Here is an 18,394-nt window from a genome sequence, read left to right on the forward strand (position 1 = left end):
GGACGACAGGACGAAGAGCGACGAGTGAGGACGAGTGAAGAGGTGAGACGAAGGGACCAGGGCCTGTCCGGCGGACAGGCCCCAGGTCAGCGGACGCGGGCGAGGGTGCCGAGGTAGAGCTCGATCACCTTCTCGTCCCGCAGCAGGTGCGCGCCGGTACCGGAGTACGCGTTGCGGCCCTGGTCCAGGACGTAGCCCCGGTCGCAGATCTGCAGACATCTGCGGGCGTTCTGCTCGACCATGAGCACGGCCACGCCCGCGCCGTTGATCTCCCTCACCCGCTCGAACACCAGGTCCTGATGGACCGGAGACAGTCCCGCTGACGGCTCGTCGAGCAGCAGCAGCCGCGGTTCCATCATGAGCGCGCGGGCCATCGCCAGCATCTGCCGCTCGCCGCCCGACATCGACCCGGCCTTCTGCCTCCGGCGGGCGGCCAGCACGGGGAAGAGTTCCGCCATGGCCGCCGCGCGCCGCGCGTAGTCCTTGGGCCGCAGATAGATCCCCATCCGCAGGTTCTCCTCGACGGTCAGCGCCGGGAAGACGTTCTCCAGCTGCGGTACGTAGCCCACGCCCCGGCGGACCTGCTCATGCGCCGACCGGCCGGTGACGTCCTCGCCGAGCAGCCGTACCGTACCGCTGCGCACGCGCAACAGGCCGAAGACCGCCTTGATCAGGGTCGACTTGCCGGCTCCGTTGGGGCCGATCACACCGACCAGTTCACCGGGCTCCACTTGGACGCTGCATCCGCGCAGGACGTCGATGCCTGCCAGGTATCCGGCGACGATGTCGTCGGCCGCCAGCACCGGTGCGTGTTCGTCGGCAGACATGAGTCACTCCTTGTCCCCGGTCGGCTCGTCCCCGGTCGGCTGGTCTCCGGCCCTCTTGTCCCCGGTCAGCTGGTCTCCGGTCGACTGGTCTCCGGTCGGCTCGACCCCGGGGGCTCCGGGCTCGTCGTGGCGCCGCCCCAGATAGGCGTCCACCACGGCGGGGTTCTGGCCGATCGTGTGCGGTGGTCCCTCCGCCACCAGGCGGCCGTCGGCCATGACGGCCACCCAGTCGCTGATGCCCATCACGACGTCCATGTCGTGTTCCACGAAGCAGACGGTCAGTCCCTCGTCCCGCAGCTCGGTGATGTGTCCGAGCAGGGACTGGCTCAGCGCGGGGTTCACACCGGCCACCGGCTCGTCGAGCAGGACCATGACGGGACGGACCATCAGCACGCGGGCCAGCTCCAGCAGTTTGCGCTGGCCTCCGGACAGCGTGCCGGCGTAGTCGTCGCGGACGCCGCCCAGCCTGAACCGCTCCAGCAGCTCGTCCGCCCTGCGCCCGGCTTCCCGCTCCTGCCGGCGCCACAGCGGCCGCAGCACAGCGGACAGCAACCGCTCACCGTGCTGCCCGGCCGCCGCCAGCATCATGTTCTCCCGTACGGTCAGCCGGGAGAGCGTCCTCGGGAGCTGGAACGTACGGACCAGTCCTTGCCGTGCCACCCGGTGCGCGGGGCGGCCGGTGAGCGGATGCCCGTCGAACGACCAGCTGCCGCGGCCGGCGCGGTCGAAACCGCTGACGATGTTGAACAGCGTGGTCTTACCGGCACCGTTGGGGCCGATGAGTGCCGTGATGGCCCCTCGCTGCACCTCCAGATGGTCCACCCGCACGGCCACGAGTCCACCGAAGGTGCGGGTCACCCCGTCCAGGACGAGCAGCGGATCGGGCTTGCGCACGCCTGGTTCGGCCGCGGTCCCGGCGAGCCGGCCGGCGGCCGCGGACGCGGAGTGGGCAGAAACAGCCGAGGCGGAGGCGCGCACGGCCGGGGGCTGGTCAGCGTCCACTGAGCAGCATCTCCTTCCTACTGCCAAGGATGCCCTGCGGCCGGAACACGATCAGCAGCATCAGCGCGAGACCGACCAGCGCGAAGCGCACGGCGCCGACCTCGGACGTACTGATCAGTTCCGGCGAGATGTACCCGGCGCCGATGGCCTGGCGCAGCGCGCTGTCGAGGAAGGTGAGCACGAACCAGAACAGGATCGAACCGACGACCGGCCCCAGGATCCGCCCGGCACCCCCCAGCACGAGCAGGGTGTACAGGAAGAAGGTGACGGCGGGGTCGTAGCTGTCGGGGTTCACCGACTGCACCTGGATCGCCTGCAGCATGCCGGCGACGGCTCCGAGCACGCCCCCCAGCACCAGACTCTGCATCTTGTACGCGTAGACGTTCTTGCCCAGGCTGCGGGGGGCGGCCTCGTCCTCACGGATGGAGCGGATGACGCGGCCCCATGGGCTGTGCACCAGGAGGGCGAGCAGTGTGCCCACCACAACCACCAGCCCCCATCCGACGGTCAGCACCCACAGGTCCTGGGAGCTGAACTCCACCAGCCACACCCCGTAGGTGCCGCGCGGTATCGGGTTGAGGTCGTAGAAGTCGCCGGCGAACCTCTGCAGGCCGAAGACGCCGCCGGTGACCGGCTCGGCCCAGCTGGAGCGGTAGAACAGCCGGAGTGTCTCCCCCGCTGCGATGGTGGTGATCGCGAGATAGTCGGCGCGCAGCCGCAGTGTGGGCGCACCGAGCAGGAGGGCCAGCACGATCGCACAGCCGAGTCCGCTCAGGACCCCGAGCCACATGGATCCGTCGTACGTCGCCACGGTGACCGCGAGCCCGTAGCCGCCGACGAGCATGAAGCCGACCTGGCCGAAGTTGAGCAGGCCCGTGTAGCCGAAGTGCAGGTTCAGCCCCATCGCGGCGAGCGCGTAGATGGCGGCGATGGGGCCGATGCCGGAGCGCAGCGCGTCGGAGACGATGACCGAGAAGTCCATGGACCCGCCTCCTCACCCCACGCGTTCCCGGCGGCCGAGGATGCCCTGCGGCCGCACGAGCAGGACGACGATGAGGACCAGCAGCGCCCAGGCGTACTGCAGGTCGACCGGGAACCAGAGCGTGGATACCTGGGCGACGATCCCGATGACGAGGCTGCCCACCATCGCTCCGTAAGCGGAGCCGAGTCCGCCCAGAATGATCCCGGCGAACATGAGCAGCAGCAGCTTGAACCCCATGTCCCAGGTGATGATCTCCACCAGGCCGAAGAAGACTCCGCCGAGGGCGGCCAGGGCGCCGCCGAACATCCACACGACGAGCACCACCCGTTGGACATCGATGCCGGAGGCCTCCGCGAGGTCGCGGTTGACGGAGACGGCCCGGACGGCCGTACCGATCCGTGTCCTCTGCAGGAGCGCGGCGACACCGAGCAGGACGAGGATCGAGAGCAGGGTGACCGTGAGGTCCCGCGGTGTGATGCCGACCGGCCCGAGATCGATCGCCTCCTGGATGTCGTACTGGGCGAAGGAGGCCGGCCGTGTCCCGTACAGCACGAGAACGATGTGCCGCAGCAGCAGGGACAGCCCGATGGTGACGATGAACAGATTGATCAGCCCGGTGCCCCGCGCCCGCAGCGGGCGCCACAAGCCTCGATCCACCGCCGCGCCCATCAGCGCCCCGAACAGGACGGCGGCGGCCGCGGCCGGGATCAGATGCCAGCCCGGACCCGCCGGGGAGGCATTGAGGAAGAAGGCGAAGGTGGCGCCGATGGTGACGAACTCACCGTGGGCGAAGTTGATCAGGTGGATGGTGCCGAAGACGAGCGACAGCCCGACCGCGGTGATGGCGATGATCACACCGAACTGGACGCCGTCGATCAGCGCCTGCAGAAACCGTGCACCGAACCCCCGGCCAGCCGGAACCTCCTCGCCCTGCCCCGCCGCGGGTGCTGCGGACAGCACCACCAGTGCCAGAGCGAGTGCCGGAAGCAAGATCCGCGGACAGCGCATGATGTACCCGGTATGTCCCGAACATCCGTGTTACTCAGTGTAAGCGCGGCCCATCAGGCACTCGGCAGGGCAATTCCGCGAACTCGGCGCAGAGGCCGGCCGCGCCTCAGCGGAGCAACTGGACGATGGCGACGACGCCGATCGTCACGATGAGGGCCCTGAGGACCGCGGGGCTGAAGCGGCGGCCCACCGTGGCTCCGATCTGGCCGCCGAGCGCGGACCCGGCGGCGATCAGTACGACGGCCGTCCAGTCGAAGTCCGCCACGAAGAGGAAGAAGAGCGCGGCGACGGCGTTGACGACGGCGACGAAGACGTTCTTGACGGCGACGAGGCGCTGCAGCGGCTCATCGAGGAGCATGCCCATCAGCGACATGTAGATGATCCCCTGGGCGGCGGAGAAGTAGCCGCCGTAGACGCTGGCCAGTGTCAGACCGGTGAACAGCAGCGGGCCACCGTCGCGTCGGGCGGTGTCGTCCGGTGCGCGTCGGCGCACCCTTTTGCTGATCAGTGGCTGCACCAGGATCAGGACGAGGGCGAAGCCCACCAGGACGGGCACGATCTTCTCGAACGCGGTGGCGGGCAGGGCCAGCAGGAGCGTGGCGCCGGTGACACCGCCCAGCAGGGCGCCGACGCCGAGTTTCAGGATGCGTCGGCGCTGTCCGCTCAGTTCCTTGCGGTAGCCGATGGCGCCGCTGATGGAGCCGGGGACCAGCCCGAGCGCGTTGGAGACCGTTGCGGTGACAGGCGTGAGGCCAGTGGCGAGCAGCACGGGAAAGGTGATCAGTGTTCCCGAGCCGACGACGGTGTTGATGGCACCGGCACTCACGCCGGCCGCGAACACGGCGAACATCTCCCCCGGTGTCACGCTGCGGCTCCCCTGACGGCGGTGCCGCCAGCTGCCGCCGGCATCTGTCCTGGTTGCCGGCGTCCCGTGCCGGAGAAGATGTTCATGAAGCTGACGCTAGGCGGGCGACGCTTCGGTGTCCGCCGAATCGCCCCGGTCAGGTCACGACTTCAGGTCGGGGTCAAGATCGGCCTGGGCGTCGTTCAACGTAGTGCTCGGCTCAGGTCGCGTCGAGTTCACCGAGCAGGGCGAAGGTCAGCGCGTCGACCGGGCGGGCGTCGGTCGACGTCTCCTCGCTGAAGGTGTTCACCATCATCACGGCCGCCGTCCCGCTCTTCCTGCTGAAGGCCGCGCAGGTGCTGAATCCGCCGGTGCCACCGTTGTGCCAGGTCATGGTCCGGCCGCTGGGCAGTGGACTGAGGTGCCAGCCGAGACCGATACGCAGGTTCTCGTCGACGGTGAAGTGGGGCCGCTGCGTCAGTTCGATCGCGTCCCGCAACGGCGAACGCTCCGGGCGCAGTTGGGCGCCCAGAAAGCGCAGCATGTCGTCCGCGGTGCTGTAGATCGACGTCCCCGCGGCGCTGAGGACGGGGTCGTGCCAGTCGGGAACGGGCCGGTTCTCGAGATGGCCGACGGCCTTGCGGGACGCCATGTCCGGCCTCAGCGTCGTCGTCGTGTCGTGCAGGCCGAGTGGCGAGGTCACACGGCGGCGCAGCATCGCGTCCACGTCGTCGAAGGCCAGCGCCTGGCCGAGCAGTCCGAACCCGAGGTTCGAGTACGCGTGGACGCTGCCCGGCTCGCTGCCCAAGGTCGTCTCGGCCAGGCCGGCCGCCAGGTCGTCCAGCGTGTAGTGCGCGTACGGGTCATAGGGGTCCGCTCCCGCCATGAGGTTCGGAGGCAGCGAGGGCAGACCGGCGGTGTGGGTCGCCAGGTCGGCCAGGGTGATCCTGCGAGGACCCTTGCGCGGGATGCGGAACCGGGCAGGTAAGACCAGGGGCGCGTCGAGGCGGGTCGCGCCGGCCCGCACGGCGCGGGCGAGAGCGGTGGCGGTGAGGGTCTTGCCGATCGATCCGAGCTGGAACACCGTTGTGCCGTTCGGCGTCGGCGCGCCCTGGGACGCGCCCGCGACGTAGGTGCGTGCGCCGTGGATGACCCCGCAGACCGCGCTCGGGCTGCCCGCGGCCAGGGCCCGGTCCAGGTAACGCCGCACCCGCGCGGGCAGTTCGTCTTCGGCTGCCGCGGCGTTCTGCGGCAGCAGCGACGCACCGGCCGCCGCTGTCGTCGCCACGGTGAGAAATCTACGTCGGTCCATGGGTTACTCCCCTGTCGTCGGTTTACCTGGCGGCACCACCGCGGACAGCAGCACGAGCAGCGGCACGACCCTGCCTGCCGGCACGTGGTAATGGCCGCGCCCTTCGGCATTCAGCCAGCCGGTGGCTGTCAGCTGCTTGAGGTGGTGGTAGAGCTGACCGGTGGTGTTCAGTCCGGCCGTCTCCTGCAACTCGGCCGCGGACCGGGTTCCTTGGAGCACGGCGCGCAGCAGGGTGAGCCGTACCGGGTGACCCAGCGCGGAGTACGCCGCGGCGTACTCCGCCCAGTCGGCTTCGAGCAGCCCGTCCGTCGCGGCACCCTGCTGCCATTCGTAGTGTTCGCCCGTGGGCAGGTCCAGCGCGCCGGTGAACAGCACTTGTCCCTGTCCCGTGAGCCGCTCACGCAGCCCTTCGAGAGCCCAGAACGTTTCGTTCCGGGGGGTCTGCGGCCCGGCCTCCAGCCGCGCCACCCGTTCTTCGAGCGCGGCGAGCCGCTCCGGGAGGGACTCAGCAGTCATGACGCGAACGCTACGTTATTCCGGAATAACAGAGCAAGTTCTTTTGGGTCGTAGAGACGACCTCACCCTGTCTGATCGATTGATCGCTACCATGGGCGCATCGCGCGAATTCGATCGCGCAAGCCGCCGCGCGGTCGCGCCCCGGCGGTGCGGCCGGCGGGAACGAAAGCGGTGGGGCCATGCGGGAGTCGGCGCAGAAGCGGCAGACCCGGATCGCGGAGGTGGTGCGGGACCGGGGCGTCGCGCGCATCACCGATCTCGCCGACGAGCTCGGCGTCTCCGTCGTCACCGTGCGCCGGGACGTCGAGGAGATGGCCCGGCGCGGAGAGGTGCGCCGCGGCCATGGGGTGGCGCGTTCGCTGCGGCCGGTGCCCGAGGAGAGTGCCGCCGGGGGCGACGCCATCGCCATGATCGTTCCCGAGCGCAACACCTATCTCACCGAAGCCGTGCAGGGCGCGCGGGAGGCCGCGGAGAAGGCCGGCCTGCGGCTCGCACTGCACATCGCCGCCGACGAGGGCGGGGCGGAGCGAGAGGCGGTGCGCCAGGCGCTGGACGCCGGGGCGCGAGGGGTGCTGTTGTCGCCGCACTGGCGCACGCGGGCCGAGGCAGATGCGGATCACTCGTGGCTGTCCGCCCTGGACGTGCCCACGGTGCTGGTGGAGCGGCGCCCCGCACGGACCAGCGCGATCTACACACTGGACTGTGTGCGCTCCGACCACGCGTACGGCGTTCATCTGGCGCTCGGCCACCTGGTCGGTCTCGGGCACCGGCGGATCGTGCTGGCGTCGCGCGACGACAGTCCCACCGCGCGGGTCATCCGCGCCGAGTTCGCCGCGCAGACCGCCGCCCGGGGGCTCGCCGAGGAGTGCCGCTCGATCCTCAGCTCGCGCACCGCGGGCCCCGATCCGCGTGTGCCCGACGCTCGGGCGGAGGATCTGGCCGAGGTGGTGGGGCACAGCGGTGCGACGGCGGTGCTGATCCACAGCGACATGGACGCGCTGGTGCTGGTGCAGCGGCTGCAGGCGGCGGGGATCGATGTGCCCGGGAGGTGTTCGGTGGTCGCGTACAACGACGTGGTCGCCGACATGGGGCCGGTCGCCCTGACGGCCGTCGCCCCGCCGAAGGCGGAGCTCGGGCGGGTCGGAGTCGATCTGCTGCTGCGCCGGCTCGACATGGCGCGCGAGGGGCTGCGCCCGGGGGCCACCCGTCATCTGGAGCTGCTGCCTGGTCTGGTGATCAGGGAGTCCACGGCTCCGCCGCCGGCCTGATCCCGCTCACCGGTCGACTGACACTTGTTCGTTTGACCGTTTCAGTTTCTTCTGTTCGATCTATTGACGCCTTTTTCATCTGCCGCTCAAGATGCCCGTAATCCATGCAAGGACGCGGGAGGGCTCATGCGATGGACCCGCAAGGTCACGGCGGCGCTGCTCACGATCTTCGCCATGCTGCTGGCGGGCTGTTCCGCCGGAGACAGCAGCGACACCGCCGGCAGCGGGCCGGTGCACATCACCTTCTGGTCGGCCCTCCGCGGCAGCCAAGAAGTCGTGGACGAGTTCAACCGCACCCACACCAAGATCAAGGTCGACTTCGAGCAGGTCCCCTCGGGCGATCAAGGAGGCTGGGCCAAGCTCAGCAACGCCGCACGGGCGGGCAACGCCCCCGATGTCGCCACCATCGAGTATCCCCAGCTGCCCGGCTACGCCATCGACGGTGTGCCCCGCGACATCACCAAGCTGCTGCCCGACTCGGTGCGCCGCAAGATCCTGCCGCAGGCGATGGACCTGACCACATTCGACGGGCGCACCTACGCCGTGCCGGTCGACATCGAACCGATGGTCTTCCTGTACCGCAAGGACCTGTTCACGAAGAACGACATCCCGGTCCCCAAGACCTGGGCGGAGTTCGAGAGTTCGGCCCGCAAGCTCAAGGAGGCCGATCCCCGTTCCCGTATCGCCAGCCTCTTCACCACTGGCGGCACTCTCCACATGGCCGGGTACAGCTGGCAGGCCGGCGCGCGGTGGTACGACACCTCCGGCGAGACCTGGCACGTATCCATGGACGACGCCCCCACCCGCAAGGTCACCGCGTACTGGCAGCGCCTGCTCGACGACGACCTGGTGCGTGTCGAGCCCTCGTCCAGCCAGCAGTGGCGGGCGCATCTGCGCAGCGGTGAGACGGCCGGCTGGCTGGCGGGCGCCTGGGCCGCGGGCTCGATGATGTCCTCCACACCGAGCGGCAAGGGCAAATGGGCCATCGCGCCCTTCCCGCAGTGGGACCTGAAGAAGCCGACCCTCGGCACACAGGGCGGCTCGACCTTCATGGTCACCAAGGACAGCAACCGCCCCAAGGAGGCCATGGAGTTCATCTCCTGGATGGTGACCAGCCCGGCCGCGCTGCGCGCCAAGCTCTCCAGCGGCGTCAGCAGCGCGTATCCGTCCGTGCCCGAGCTGGTTTCGGTCGCCCGCAAGGAAATGGACACCAGCTACTACTCGGGCCAGGACATCTTCGGTCTCTTCCACAGGGAGGCCAAGCTGATCGACCCCCGATGGAAGTGGGGGCCGCGCATGGTGTCGACGACCAGCTCCGGCGACGACGGGCTCGCGCGAGCAGGGGCCGGCAGCGGCACCATCCTGGACGCCCTCCGCGAAGCCCAGCGCAGAACCCTGCCCGACCTGAAGAGCCTCGGCCTGTCGGTCACTACCCACTGAGGTGCAGCCGTGAGCACAGTGATCTCCCCAGGGAAACCGGGAAAGCGGACGGGCACCACACCGCCGGCCGCGAGTCCCGCCCGCCCCCGCAGAGCCGGACGCCGACAGCAGATGCTCGCCTGCGTCACGCTCCTGGCCCCGTTCACGGCACTGCTCGTCGCCGTGTTCCTCGTACCCGTCGGCTACGCCATCGGCCTGAGCCTCTTCTCCGAGGACCACAAGGGCCTCGGTTTCGGCGGCGGCATCACCGTCTTCACCGGGCTGCGTAGTTACCTCGCGGTGCTCGACGACCCGAGCTTCATGTCCGGGTTCGGCGCCATCGCCCTGTACTGCGTGATCTTCGTACCCGTCGTCGTGGTCAGCGCGCTCGCGCTCGCCCTGCTCCTCGACTCGGGGCTGGTCCGGCTGCGGCGCACGGCGCAGATGCTGCTGTATCTGCCGCACGCCGTGCCCGGCATCATCGCCGCCCTCATCTGGCTGTACCTCTACACCCCCGGCCTCAGCCCGGTCATCAAGCTCTTCGCGCAGGCCGACATCACCATCGATTTCCTCGGTCTGCACACCGTGCTGCCGTCGATCGTCAACATCGCGCTGTGGAGCGGCCTCGGCTACAACATGGTGATCTTCTACGCCGCGCTGCAGGCGCTGCCGCGCGAAGTGCTGGAGGCCGCCCGGATCGACGGCGCGGGAGATGTGCGCACCGCGCTGCAGGTCAAGGTCCCCATCATCAGGGCCTCCGTCGTCATGGTGTGCATGTTCTCCCTGATCGGCGCACTCCAGCTGTTCACCGAGCCCATGCTGATGAACCAGGCCACACCGATGGTCAACTCCCGCTTCACCCCGAACATGTACATCTACGACGCGGCCTTCCGCCGCAACAACTACGGAATGGCCGCCGCGGCCTCCGTCATCCTCCTCGTCGTCACCTGCGCCCTGTCGTACGCGGTAACGCGGTGGGCCGGCCGCCGGGATCGGAGCGCGCGATGACCACGACGACCCCCACCAATCCCGGCACCAGCCCCGGCGTAGCCGGCCGGCCCCTGAGCAAGCCGCTCGGCCGCCCCTTCGGCACAGGCAAGCTGACCAGCCGCGGCGTCGCCAACGCCGTCGTCCTGATCGCGGCCCTCTACACCCTGCTGCCCGGACTGTGGCTGCTCTTCGCCTCCACCAAGAACGCCGACGCCCTCTTCGGCAGCGACATCTTCTCCCTCAGCGACTTCTCCTTCGCCCAGAACCTCTCCGACCTGTTCGCCATGGACGGCGGCCTCTACGGCGAGTGGTACCTCAACAGCCTGCTGTACGCGGTCGGTGGCGCTCTCGTCGGCTCGCTGATCAGCGTCGCCGCGGGGTACGCCTTCGACAAGTACGAGTTCCGGCACAAGGAGAAGCTGTTCGGACTCGTCCTCGCCGGCGTCATGGTCCCGCCGACCGTACTGGCCCTCCCGCTCTACCTGGTGGCCTCCGGCATCGGCCTGGTCAACACCTTCTGGGCCGTCTTCATCCCCGTCCTGTTCAACCCCTTCGGCGTCTACCTCGCCCGTCTCCTCAGCAGCGGCTACGTACCCAACGAGGTCCTGGAGGCGTCCCGGGTCGACGGCGCGGGCGAACTGCAGACCTACGTACGCGTCAGCCTGCGCATGCTCGGTCCCGGATTCGTCACCGTCTTCCTCTTCCAGCTCACCGCCATCTGGAACAACTTCTTCCTGCCCATGGTGATGCTCTCCGACCAGCACCTGTATCCGCTCAGCCTCGGGCTCTACACCTGGAACAGCTCCGCCACCGTCTCCCCCGAGTACTACCCCGTCGTCGTCATCGGCTCGCTGCTCGCCGTCGTCCCGCTGATCGTCACGTTCATCGCCCTGCAGCGCTACTGGAAGTCCGGCCTAACGGCGGGAAGCGTCAAGTGACCAACAGGGAGCGCCAGTTGCCCCGTACGGAGCCCGAAGTTTCCGACCTCGACCACCGGCCCCGCCCGCGTGCCGTGCTGGCCATGGCGAAGAAGACCGCGGAGCAGGTCCTCGACGCCGGCATACGGGCCCGGCTGGCCGCCCTCACCGACATCGACCCGCATCTCGTCCTGGACGATCTCACGACCCCCACCGCACACCGCGCGCTCGCCGACGCCGAACTGCTCATCACCGGCTGGGGCTGCCCGCCCATCGACGCCGCGGCCCTGGACGCCGCGCCCAAACTGCGCGCGGTCGTGCACACCGCCGGCACCGTGCGCCACCACATCACCGCCGCGTGCTGGCAGCGCGGCCTCGCGGTCTCCTCGGCCGCCGCGGCCAACGCCGTACCGGTCGCCGAGTACACCCTCGCCATGATCCTGCTCGCCAACAAGCGGGTCCTGGAGACCGCCCGCGCCTACCGCACCGAGCGCCGCCGTATCGACTGGAACGAACGCCACCCCGACGCGGGCAACTACCGCAAGACCGTGGGCATTTTGAGTGCCTCGATCATCGGACGCCGCGTCATCGACCTGCTGCGCCCGCACGATCTGACGGTGCTGCTCCACGACCCCTACGTCTCGGACGTCGAGGCCCGCGAACTCGGGGCGCAACTGGTCCCGCTTCCACGGCTGTTCGAGGACAGCCACGTCATCAGCGTGCACACACCCTTGCTGCCCGAGACACGTGGCCTGGTCAGCCGGGAGCTGCTGGCGCGGCTGCGTACGGGCGGCACACTGATCAACACCGCGCGCGGCGCCGTCGTCGACCAGAGGGCCCTCACCGACGAGGTGGTGTCCGGGCGGCTCCACGCGATCCTGGACGTCACCGAGCCGGAGGTGCTGCCCGCCGACTCACCGCTGTTCGACTGCCCCAACGTCGTCGTCACCCCGCACATCGCCGGCTCCAAGGGCGGCGAACTCCGCCGCCTCGCCGACCTGGCGCTGGCCGAGGTCGAAACGTACGCCCTCGGCCGCCCCTTCGCCCACCCCGTCCGGCCCGAACACCTGGCCCGCCTCGCCTGAGCCCATCCGCCGGAACGAACAGGAGACGTGGCCCCTCCCATGCCCGAACACCCCCGCCCCACAGCCCCCGAGGAAGATCGCACCCTCAGCCCGCACACCGGCTGCACCCGCGCCCACTGGGAGGCCACCGCCGACCGGATGCTGGCCGCCGCCCTCCGCTACGCCACCCCCGGCCAGGCCCTGATCGACCTGCCCGGCCCGCCCTCCAAGTCCGGGGTGCGCTCCGACGGGCTCGAAGGATTCGCCCGTACGTTCCTGCTGGCGGCGCTGCGTACCGCCGGGGCGTCCGGCAAGGACCCGCACGGGTTCCTGGAGCGCTACAACTCCGGCATCGCACGCGGCACCCGCACCCCCGGGCGCGACGACGCCGAGTCCTGGCCGGTGATCGGCCACCACGGCATCCACGGCCAGCCCATGGTGGAGTCCGCCTCGGTGGCACTGGCCCTGCGGCTGACCACGCCGTGGACCTGGGACACCATGCCCGCCGCCGACCAGGACCGCCTCGAACAGTGGCTGCGCGGCGCGCTGCGGCACACACCCGCCCCGAACAACTGGTACCTCTTCCCGCTGACCGTCGCGGGGTTCCTCGAATCCGTCGGACGGGGCGACGCCGAGACGCGCCGCGGGATCGAGCGCGGGCTCGACCTGCTGGACGGCTGGTACCAGGGGCAGGGCTGGTACTCCGACGGCGACGGCCGGTCCTTCGACCACTACAACGGCTGGGCCCTGCACCTGTACCCGATGCTCCATGCCCACCTGGCCGGTGACCGGGCGCTGCTCGACCATCTCGGCCCGCGGCTGCGGGAGTTCCTCGACGGCTTCACGCTGCTCTTCGACGCGAACGGCGCGCCGATCCACCACGGGCGCTCCCTGGCCTACCGCTTCGCCGCGGGCGCCTCCGTGGCCCTCGGCGCCCTCACCGGCATGACACCGCTCGCGCCCGGCGTCACCCGCCGCGTCCTCAGCGGGGCACTGCGCCACTTCCTCGACCGCGGCGCCCTGACCGCGGACGGCGTCCTCAGCCTCGGCTGGTACGGGCCGCACGAGGCGACGCTCCAGCGCTACTCGGGGCCGGGCTCCCCGTACTGGGCGTCCAAGGGCTTCCTGGCTCTGCTCCTGCCGCCCGGGGACCCGGTGTGGACGGCCACCGAGGAGAAAGCGCCCGCCGAGGGGCCCGACCGCGCCCTCGCCCTGCGCGCCCCAGGGCTCCTCATCCAGACCACCGGCCGGGACGGCCTCGCGCGACTGCACAACCACGGCAGCTACAAGCTCGACTCCCGGGAGCCGGAGCGGGCCCCCGGAAACCCGCTGTACGCCCGCCTCGCGTACTCCACCCGTACCGGCCCGACCAGCGCCGCCAACACCCCCGACAACCACATCGCGCTCCAGGCACGTGGCACCCGCAGCGCCCGGGTACGCATCAACCCTCTCGCCGCCGGCCCCGACTGGCTCGCCTCATCGCACCGGCCGGTCTTCCCCGAGGGTGGTCCGGTCCTGCCCTCGGCCCGGATCGAGAGTCTGACGCTGGCGCGCGGCAGGTTCGAACTGCGCGTGCACCGGACGGTCGGGGTCCCGGCCGGGACCCCGATCCACCACAGCGGCTGGGCCGTCGCCGCGTCGCCGGAGGCCGCGCCCGCCGAGGCAGAACAGCGCGCGGAAATACGTCTCGACGGTCCTGAGGTGACCAGCCAGTTGCTCGGCCTGTACGGCTGGCAGACGCAGCGCACCGTCCGCGCACCACAGGGCACGGCGTACGGCCCCTGGGCCCTGGTCCCCGAACTCACCGGAACCGTCGAAGAGAACCCGGCGGGCACGGTGTTCGCCGCGCTGGCCTCCCTCACCGGCGAACCCGGTGCGTCCCGACTCGCCGGGCAGGCCACCGCCGAGGTGAGCGGCCTGACGGTCACCGTCCGCTGGGCCGACGGGGCCCGTACGGTCGTGGACTTCGGCGACGGCGGCCCCACGGTCACGACGGACCGCACCGCCGCCGGGGATCCGGCGTGACCGCTCAGCTCCCGTCGTCCAGGCCCGGTACCGGCGCACCGGAAGGGACTCCGGCCGCGACGTAACCGCGGTAGATCTCCTGCCAGGGTGCGGAGGCACCGGCGTGCGGGCCCTCGAACCGCTCGCCGCGGGACCAGGCGTCGAGGGCCGTGAGGCACACCTCCCAGCCCGCGCCGTTACGGGCGGCGGTGTTCTCCTCCACCAGCACGTTGGTGAGCGTGAAGCGGGTCCGCTTCTCGTCCAACTCCTCCAGGTCGAAGTGCAGTTCGTCGCCGCTCCACTCGAAGGACAGGTGCCGGGGCGCCTCGACGGCGATCACCCGGCCCGTCGTGTCCTCCAGGTTCGGGTCGCCGCTGAACGTGATCGTGCCGCCGACACGCAGCTCGATCTCGGCGCGGGAGGGGAACCAGTGGGCCAGTTCGTCCGCATCGGTCACGAACTGCCAGACACGGTCGATGGGGTGGTCGTAGGTGCGGCTGAAGCGGACGGCCGGGCGGCCGTCGTCCAGGGTCAGGTAGGTTCCGGTGAGTTCGGCGGACATGGTGGCTCAGTCCTTCGAGGTGGGGGCTTGGGTGTGGTCCGGCGGCTCCCCGGGCGCCGTCTCGTCCAGCCGGTGCCCGAGTGCGTCGAGGCTGCTGTTCCACAGCTTCCGGTACGGGGCCAGCCAGGCGTCCAGCTCCGCGATCGGCGCAGGATCGAGGGCGTAGACGCGGCGCTGCGCGTCCTGCCGTACGCGCACCAGCCCCGCGTCTCGCAGCACCCGCAGATGCTTCGAGGTGCTCGGCTGGCTCAGGCCGCATGCGTCGACGATCTCACCGACAGGTCGGGGCCGCTCCAGGAGCAGGCCGACGATGACCCGCCGGTGCGGATCGGCGAGCGCGGTCCACAGGGAGGCGTCGGACATGGTTCAAATATGCCTCGGCGGTTATATGCCAGTCAAGGAATATATCGCCTTGCGCGATCCGGACCTTGTACCGGGCGAGGGAGGGCCACCGGGCGAAGGCGGCTATGTGGCCCGGTCCTCGACGGCGTCCGCGGCCGCTTTGGCCGGTGGCCCGGCGGCTCCGGCCGCTCCGGCCGCTCCAGTCGGGACGGGGCGGCGGGGCAGCAACGCGACCGCCGCGGCGGGAAGTGCGGCGAGGACGAGCCACGGGACGGCCGGTGGCAGCCCGGAGTCGAGGAGGGAGCCCGTGGCCGCGCTCCCGGCGAGAACGATCAGGCCGGACACGGAGGACATCGCGCCGGTGTAGAGGCCCAGCCGGTCGGGATCGGCGAGGTCCGGCACCCAGGCACGGGCGGCGGGGGCGACGAGCATCTGGCCGAGGGTGAGCAGGACGACGTAGCCGGCCGCGGGCAGCAGCCCCGCGGTGCCGGTCCACCCGGCGGGCCGGGCCACGGCCACGACCGCGAACCCGGCCGCGATGAGCAGCAACCCCGCGGCCATGCACCGGCGCAGGTCGAGCCGGTCCGCCGCCCAGCGCGTGACCGGCAGCTGGGCGGTCACGACCAGAAGCGAGGACAGCGCGAACAGCCACGCCAGCGGCGCCTGCGAGCCCGCCGCACGCTCCACCTCGGCGGGGAGGATGAGATAGAGCTGGTTGTACGCCAGCAGGTAGGCGCCGTACGCGCCGCACAGGGCGAGGAAGCGGCCGTTGCGGACCAGCGAGCGGAGGCCTCCACGGCCCTTGGCGCGAACCCGGCCGGGTATGTGCTGCGGCAGCAGCCACGCGTGCCCGGCCAGGACGAGTACGAAGACTCCGGCACCGGCGAGACAGACGGCGCGGAAGTCCACGGCCAGCAGGAGGGCGCCGATCAGCGGGCCGACGAACGCGCCGGCCTGGCCCGCCACCGTGAACAGGGCCAGTACGTGCGTACGCGGGCCGTCGCCCGCCTCCTCCCGGCAGACCGCCTGCCGGGCCACCTCCGACTCGACGGCGGGCGAGAACAGCGCGGCGGCGAAGCCGATCAGGAGGACCGCGCCGATGACCGCCCAGCTCGCGTCCGCGTATCCGAGCCAGCCGAAGCTCGCGATCCGCAGGACGCAGCCGACCAGCACCACCGGGCGTACTCCGTACCGGTCGGCCAGCGCACCCCCCACCACGAACAGTCCCTGCTGGCTGAAGGTGCGCAGGCCGAGGACCAGTCCGACCAGCCATCCCGCCAGGCCGATCGCCGTGCCGAGGTGTTCGGCGAGGAACGGCAGCACGGCGTAGAAGCCGATGTTGAAGGCGAGTTGGGTGAGGATGAGGAGGCGGAGCAGCGGGGAGAGGGAAGTGAAGGTCCGCAGGGACCGCAGCAGGCGCCTGCTGCGGCGGGGGGTGCCCGTCCGGGTCTCAGCCTGGCGTGGTTGCTTCTGCTCGGTCATGACCTCTCCCCCATGGAACTCGCGGCCAGCGGCTCGCGTTCTTCGGACCGCTGCTCGTGCTCCGCTCGCATCTCGCCCTCGAACACCGCCCCACCCGACCGTCGCGGTCGCGGCAGCCTTGGCAGCCGCACCCCTCCCCCGGCCGTCACCGCCACCGCCCCCAGCAGGGCGAGCGCGGCGGCCGGGGCCAGGACGGCCCACGGGGCGCGTTCGGCGTACGGCTGGTTCTCGGACAGGAGCAACCCCCACTCGGGCGACGGCGGTTGGGCGCCCAGGCCGAGGAAGCCGAGGGCCGCCAGAGCGAGGGCCACGCCCGGCAGGCGCAGGAGGGCGTGGCGGACGACCGGGGGCAGGACGGCGGGGAGGAGTTCGCGCCTCAGGAGGTACAGCGGGCCTGCTCCCAGAGCGCGGGTCGCCGCCAAGTGCGTGGTGGCGCGCTCCTGTTGGAGCAGCGCCGAGGTGTGGGCGGCCAGCGGCGCCCAGGCGACGGCGGTCACGGCGAGGGCCGGGGTCGAGGCGCCGCTCCCCGCGACACCGGTGACGAGGAGGGCGGCGAGGACCGGCGGCACGGCGTTGACCGTGTCGGCGGGCGGGCCGGAGAACCTCGGCAGCAGACCCAGTACGACCCCTACCGCCAAGGCGGCCGCGCTCACCGCGACGGCGAGGGCCAGCGTGTCCCACGCGCCGTGCCCGACCCGCGCCAGTACATCGCGGCCCAGGGCATCCGTGCCGAACGGGTGGTCCCAGGAAGGGGATTGGAGCCGTGCCATGGTGTCCAGCGCCACCGGGTCCCGGTCCAGTCCGAGCGCGACGGCGCCGAGCAGCAGCCCGCCGTACAGAAGAGGCAGGGTCGAGGGCCGCGTCGGCGTCGGGCGGTGCAGCGAGGACAGCGCGCCGTCGCGCAGGGCCGGTCCGACGAGAAGCCGTGCCGCGAGCCGGGCGAGGCCTGAGGCGACCGCCGCCAGCAGGACGAGGGCCGTCGTTCCGGCTTGGAGTACGGGCAGGTCCTGCGCCACGGCGGCCTGCAACGTCAGCCGTCCGAGTCCGGGGATGTCGAAGACCTGTTCCACGGCGACCGCGCCGCCGGTCAGGCCGACGACGAACAGACCGGTGTTCGGGAGCAGTCCGGGTACGCAGCGACGCAGCGCCTGCCGGGCAACCCCGCGGCCGGGGACTCCACGCGCCGCGGCCGCCAGCGCCCAGGGCTCCGCGAACGCGCCCGGCAGCATGTCGTCGAGCAGCCGGCCGAGCAGCGCGCCCGCGGGCAGGCCCAGCGACAGCGCGGGCAGCACCATCCACTGGGGCCCGTACCAGCCGAGCGCGGGCAGCCAGCCGAGTTGTACGCCGACCACGGCGGCGAGCACCGACGCGATCAGGAAGTCGGGCAGCGTGGACAGGAACGCCGACCCGGTGGCCCCGGACGGGCGCCCGGCGAGCCGCCACCGCGACCCGAGCCACAAGGTCCGCGCGCACACCGCGCCCGCCGTGATGACCGCGACGGCCAGCGCACCGGCCATCAGCAGCAGCGACACCCCGAGCGCCTCGAGGACCGACGGCGTGACCTCGGCACCGGAGATCCAGGACCGGCCGGCGTCACCACGCAGCAGCCCGCCGAGCCAGGCTCCGAGCAGACGCAACGGCCCGGCGTCCAGTTCGAGTTCGGAGCGGATCGCCTCCAGCGCCTCGGGGGTGGGGTCGCGTTCCGCGGACCGCGCCTTGAGCACGGTGAGCGCCGGGTCGGTGCGCGTCAGCCAGGGCAACAGCCCGACCCCGCACAGCAGGGCACCGACGAGGACGGCGCGCCAGAGCAGCACGGGCGCCCCGCCTCGTACGACCGTCTTGAGCATGGACGCCA

Annotated in this window: 17 protein-coding genes; 6 read left to right on the forward strand and 11 right to left on the reverse strand. The window is 71.1% G+C overall.

The window, feature by feature from the left end:
- Positions 1–86: 86 nt before the first annotated feature.
- The 7 genes from FGD71_RS07805 to FGD71_RS07835 all read right to left on the reverse strand — a co-directional run bounded on the left by FGD71_RS07805 (position 87) and on the right by FGD71_RS07835 (position 6,491).
- Positions 87–827, reverse strand: a complete 741-nt coding sequence (locus FGD71_RS07805) for an ABC transporter ATP-binding protein (RefSeq protein WP_119099659.1) — start codon at positions 825–827, stop codon at positions 87–89.
- 3 nt (positions 828–830) lie between these two features.
- Entirely contained in the window at positions 831–1,829 is a 999-nt protein-coding gene (locus tag FGD71_RS07810; protein WP_205571104.1) for an ABC transporter ATP-binding protein, read from the reverse strand.
- Positions 1,819–2,811: a branched-chain amino acid ABC transporter permease gene (locus FGD71_RS07815; protein WP_119099660.1), complete on the reverse strand. Its 993-nt coding sequence runs from the start codon at positions 2,809–2,811 to the stop codon at positions 1,819–1,821. The genes FGD71_RS07810 and FGD71_RS07815 overlap by 11 nt, the downstream gene beginning before the upstream one ends.
- Before the next feature lie 12 nt (positions 2,812–2,823).
- Positions 2,824–3,819, reverse strand: coding sequence for a branched-chain amino acid ABC transporter permease (locus tag FGD71_RS07820; protein ID WP_119099661.1), 996 nt, complete (start codon positions 3,817–3,819; stop codon positions 2,824–2,826).
- A gap of 106 nt (positions 3,820–3,925) precedes the next feature.
- On the reverse strand, positions 3,926–4,669 hold the full coding sequence (locus FGD71_RS07825; RefSeq protein WP_420878255.1) for a sulfite exporter TauE/SafE family protein: 744 nt from the start codon (positions 4,667–4,669) through the stop codon (positions 3,926–3,928).
- Between the two features lie 214 nt (positions 4,670–4,883).
- Positions 4,884–5,975 carry a serine hydrolase domain-containing protein gene (locus tag FGD71_RS07830; protein ID WP_119099663.1) on the reverse strand — a complete coding sequence of 364 codons (1,092 nt, stop codon included), beginning with the start codon at positions 5,973–5,975 and terminating at the stop codon, positions 4,884–4,886.
- Positions 5,976–5,978: 3 nt separating this feature from the next.
- Positions 5,979–6,491 carry an ArsR/SmtB family transcription factor gene (locus FGD71_RS07835; RefSeq protein WP_119099664.1) on the reverse strand — a complete coding sequence of 171 codons (513 nt, stop codon included), beginning with the start codon at positions 6,489–6,491 and terminating at the stop codon, positions 5,979–5,981.
- 179 nt (positions 6,492–6,670) lie between these two features.
- Between FGD71_RS07835 and FGD71_RS07840 the strand changes: the two genes are divergently transcribed.
- The 6 genes from FGD71_RS07840 (at position 6,671) to FGD71_RS07865 (ending at position 14,174) form a co-directional block, all read left to right on the forward strand.
- Positions 6,671–7,759 carry a LacI family DNA-binding transcriptional regulator gene (locus FGD71_RS07840; RefSeq protein ID WP_119099665.1) on the forward strand — a complete coding sequence of 363 codons (1,089 nt, stop codon included), beginning with the start codon at positions 6,671–6,673 and terminating at the stop codon, positions 7,757–7,759.
- Positions 7,760–7,885: 126 nt separating this feature from the next.
- The gene (locus FGD71_RS07845; RefSeq protein WP_119099666.1) at positions 7,886–9,199 is read left to right on the forward strand and encodes an ABC transporter substrate-binding protein; all 1,314 of its coding nucleotides are present in this window, start codon (positions 7,886–7,888) and stop codon (positions 9,197–9,199) included.
- A 9-nt stretch (positions 9,200–9,208) separates the two neighbouring features.
- On the forward strand, positions 9,209–10,186 hold the full coding sequence (locus tag FGD71_RS07850) for a carbohydrate ABC transporter permease (protein WP_240436453.1): 978 nt from the start codon (positions 9,209–9,211) through the stop codon (positions 10,184–10,186).
- Positions 10,183–11,106: a carbohydrate ABC transporter permease gene (locus tag FGD71_RS07855; protein ID WP_162931059.1), complete on the forward strand. Its 924-nt coding sequence runs from the start codon at positions 10,183–10,185 to the stop codon at positions 11,104–11,106. The genes FGD71_RS07850 and FGD71_RS07855 overlap by 4 nt, the downstream gene beginning before the upstream one ends.
- Positions 11,107–11,189: 83 nt before the next feature.
- A complete protein-coding gene (locus tag FGD71_RS07860) occupies positions 11,190–12,170 on the forward strand; it encodes a hydroxyacid dehydrogenase (RefSeq protein WP_119099705.1) in 981 nt (326 codons plus the stop codon).
- Positions 12,171–12,209: 39 nt separating this feature from the next.
- Positions 12,210–14,174, forward strand: coding sequence for a DUF2264 domain-containing protein (locus FGD71_RS07865; protein ID WP_119099668.1), 1,965 nt, complete (start codon positions 12,210–12,212; stop codon positions 14,172–14,174).
- Between the two features lie 4 nt (positions 14,175–14,178).
- Here FGD71_RS07865 and FGD71_RS07870 read toward each other — a convergent pair whose 3' ends face one another.
- From FGD71_RS07870 to FGD71_RS07885, 4 genes are all read right to left on the reverse strand, one after another.
- Positions 14,179–14,715, reverse strand: coding sequence for an SRPBCC family protein (locus FGD71_RS07870; protein WP_119099669.1), 537 nt, complete (start codon positions 14,713–14,715; stop codon positions 14,179–14,181).
- 6 nt (positions 14,716–14,721) lie between these two features.
- The gene (locus tag FGD71_RS07875) at positions 14,722–15,078 is read right to left on the reverse strand and encodes an ArsR/SmtB family transcription factor (protein WP_119099670.1); all 357 of its coding nucleotides are present in this window, start codon (positions 15,076–15,078) and stop codon (positions 14,722–14,724) included.
- A gap of 102 nt (positions 15,079–15,180) precedes the next feature.
- Positions 15,181–16,539 carry an MDR family MFS transporter gene (locus FGD71_RS07880; RefSeq protein WP_119099671.1) on the reverse strand — a complete coding sequence of 453 codons (1,359 nt, stop codon included), beginning with the start codon at positions 16,537–16,539 and terminating at the stop codon, positions 15,181–15,183.
- A complete protein-coding gene (locus FGD71_RS07885) occupies positions 16,536–18,386 on the reverse strand; it encodes an ABC transporter permease subunit (RefSeq protein WP_119099672.1) in 1,851 nt (616 codons plus the stop codon). The genes FGD71_RS07880 and FGD71_RS07885 overlap by 4 nt, the downstream gene beginning before the upstream one ends.
- Positions 18,387–18,394 lie beyond the last annotated feature (8 nt).

It is taken from the genome of Streptomyces sporangiiformans (genome assembly GCF_005768555.2).
GTDB lineage: Bacteria > Actinomycetota > Actinomycetes > Streptomycetales > Streptomycetaceae > Streptomyces > Streptomyces sporangiiformans.

Excerpts from the sequence above, each read along its gene's own strand:
- FGD71_RS07880 (WP_119099671.1), bottom strand. The coding sequence starts at position 16,539 with ATGACCGAGCAGAAGCAACCACGCCAGGCTGAGACCCGGACGGGCACC.
- FGD71_RS07835 (WP_119099664.1), bottom strand. The coding sequence starts at position 6,491 with ATGACTGCTGAGTCCCTCCCGGAGCGGCTCGCCGCGCTCGAAGAACGG.
- FGD71_RS07845 (WP_119099666.1), top strand. The coding sequence starts at position 7,886 with ATGCGATGGACCCGCAAGGTCACGGCGGCGCTGCTCACGATCTTCGCC.
- FGD71_RS07865 (WP_119099668.1), top strand. The coding sequence starts at position 12,210 with ATGCCCGAACACCCCCGCCCCACAGCCCCCGAGGAAGATCGCACCCTC.
- FGD71_RS07885 (WP_119099672.1), bottom strand. The coding sequence starts at position 18,386 with ATGCTCAAGACGGTCGTACGAGGCGGGGCGCCCGTGCTGCTCTGGCGC.
- FGD71_RS07825 (WP_420878255.1), bottom strand. The coding sequence starts at position 4,669 with ATGTTCGCCGTGTTCGCGGCCGGCGTGAGTGCCGGTGCCATCAACACC.
- FGD71_RS07870 (WP_119099669.1), bottom strand. The coding sequence starts at position 14,715 with ATGTCCGCCGAACTCACCGGAACCTACCTGACCCTGGACGACGGCCGC.
- FGD71_RS07830 (WP_119099663.1), bottom strand. The coding sequence starts at position 5,975 with ATGGACCGACGTAGATTTCTCACCGTGGCGACGACAGCGGCGGCCGGT.
- FGD71_RS07805 (WP_119099659.1), bottom strand. The coding sequence starts at position 827 with ATGTCTGCCGACGAACACGCACCGGTGCTGGCGGCCGACGACATCGTC.
- FGD71_RS07855 (WP_162931059.1), top strand. The coding sequence starts at position 10,183 with ATGACCACGACGACCCCCACCAATCCCGGCACCAGCCCCGGCGTAGCC.
- FGD71_RS07840 (WP_119099665.1), top strand. The coding sequence starts at position 6,671 with ATGCGGGAGTCGGCGCAGAAGCGGCAGACCCGGATCGCGGAGGTGGTG.
- FGD71_RS07860 (WP_119099705.1), top strand. The coding sequence starts at position 11,190 with ATGGCGAAGAAGACCGCGGAGCAGGTCCTCGACGCCGGCATACGGGCC.
- FGD71_RS07815 (WP_119099660.1), bottom strand. The coding sequence starts at position 2,811 with ATGGACTTCTCGGTCATCGTCTCCGACGCGCTGCGCTCCGGCATCGGC.
- FGD71_RS07820 (WP_119099661.1), bottom strand. The coding sequence starts at position 3,819 with ATGCGCTGTCCGCGGATCTTGCTTCCGGCACTCGCTCTGGCACTGGTG.
- FGD71_RS07875 (WP_119099670.1), bottom strand. The coding sequence starts at position 15,078 with ATGTCCGACGCCTCCCTGTGGACCGCGCTCGCCGATCCGCACCGGCGG.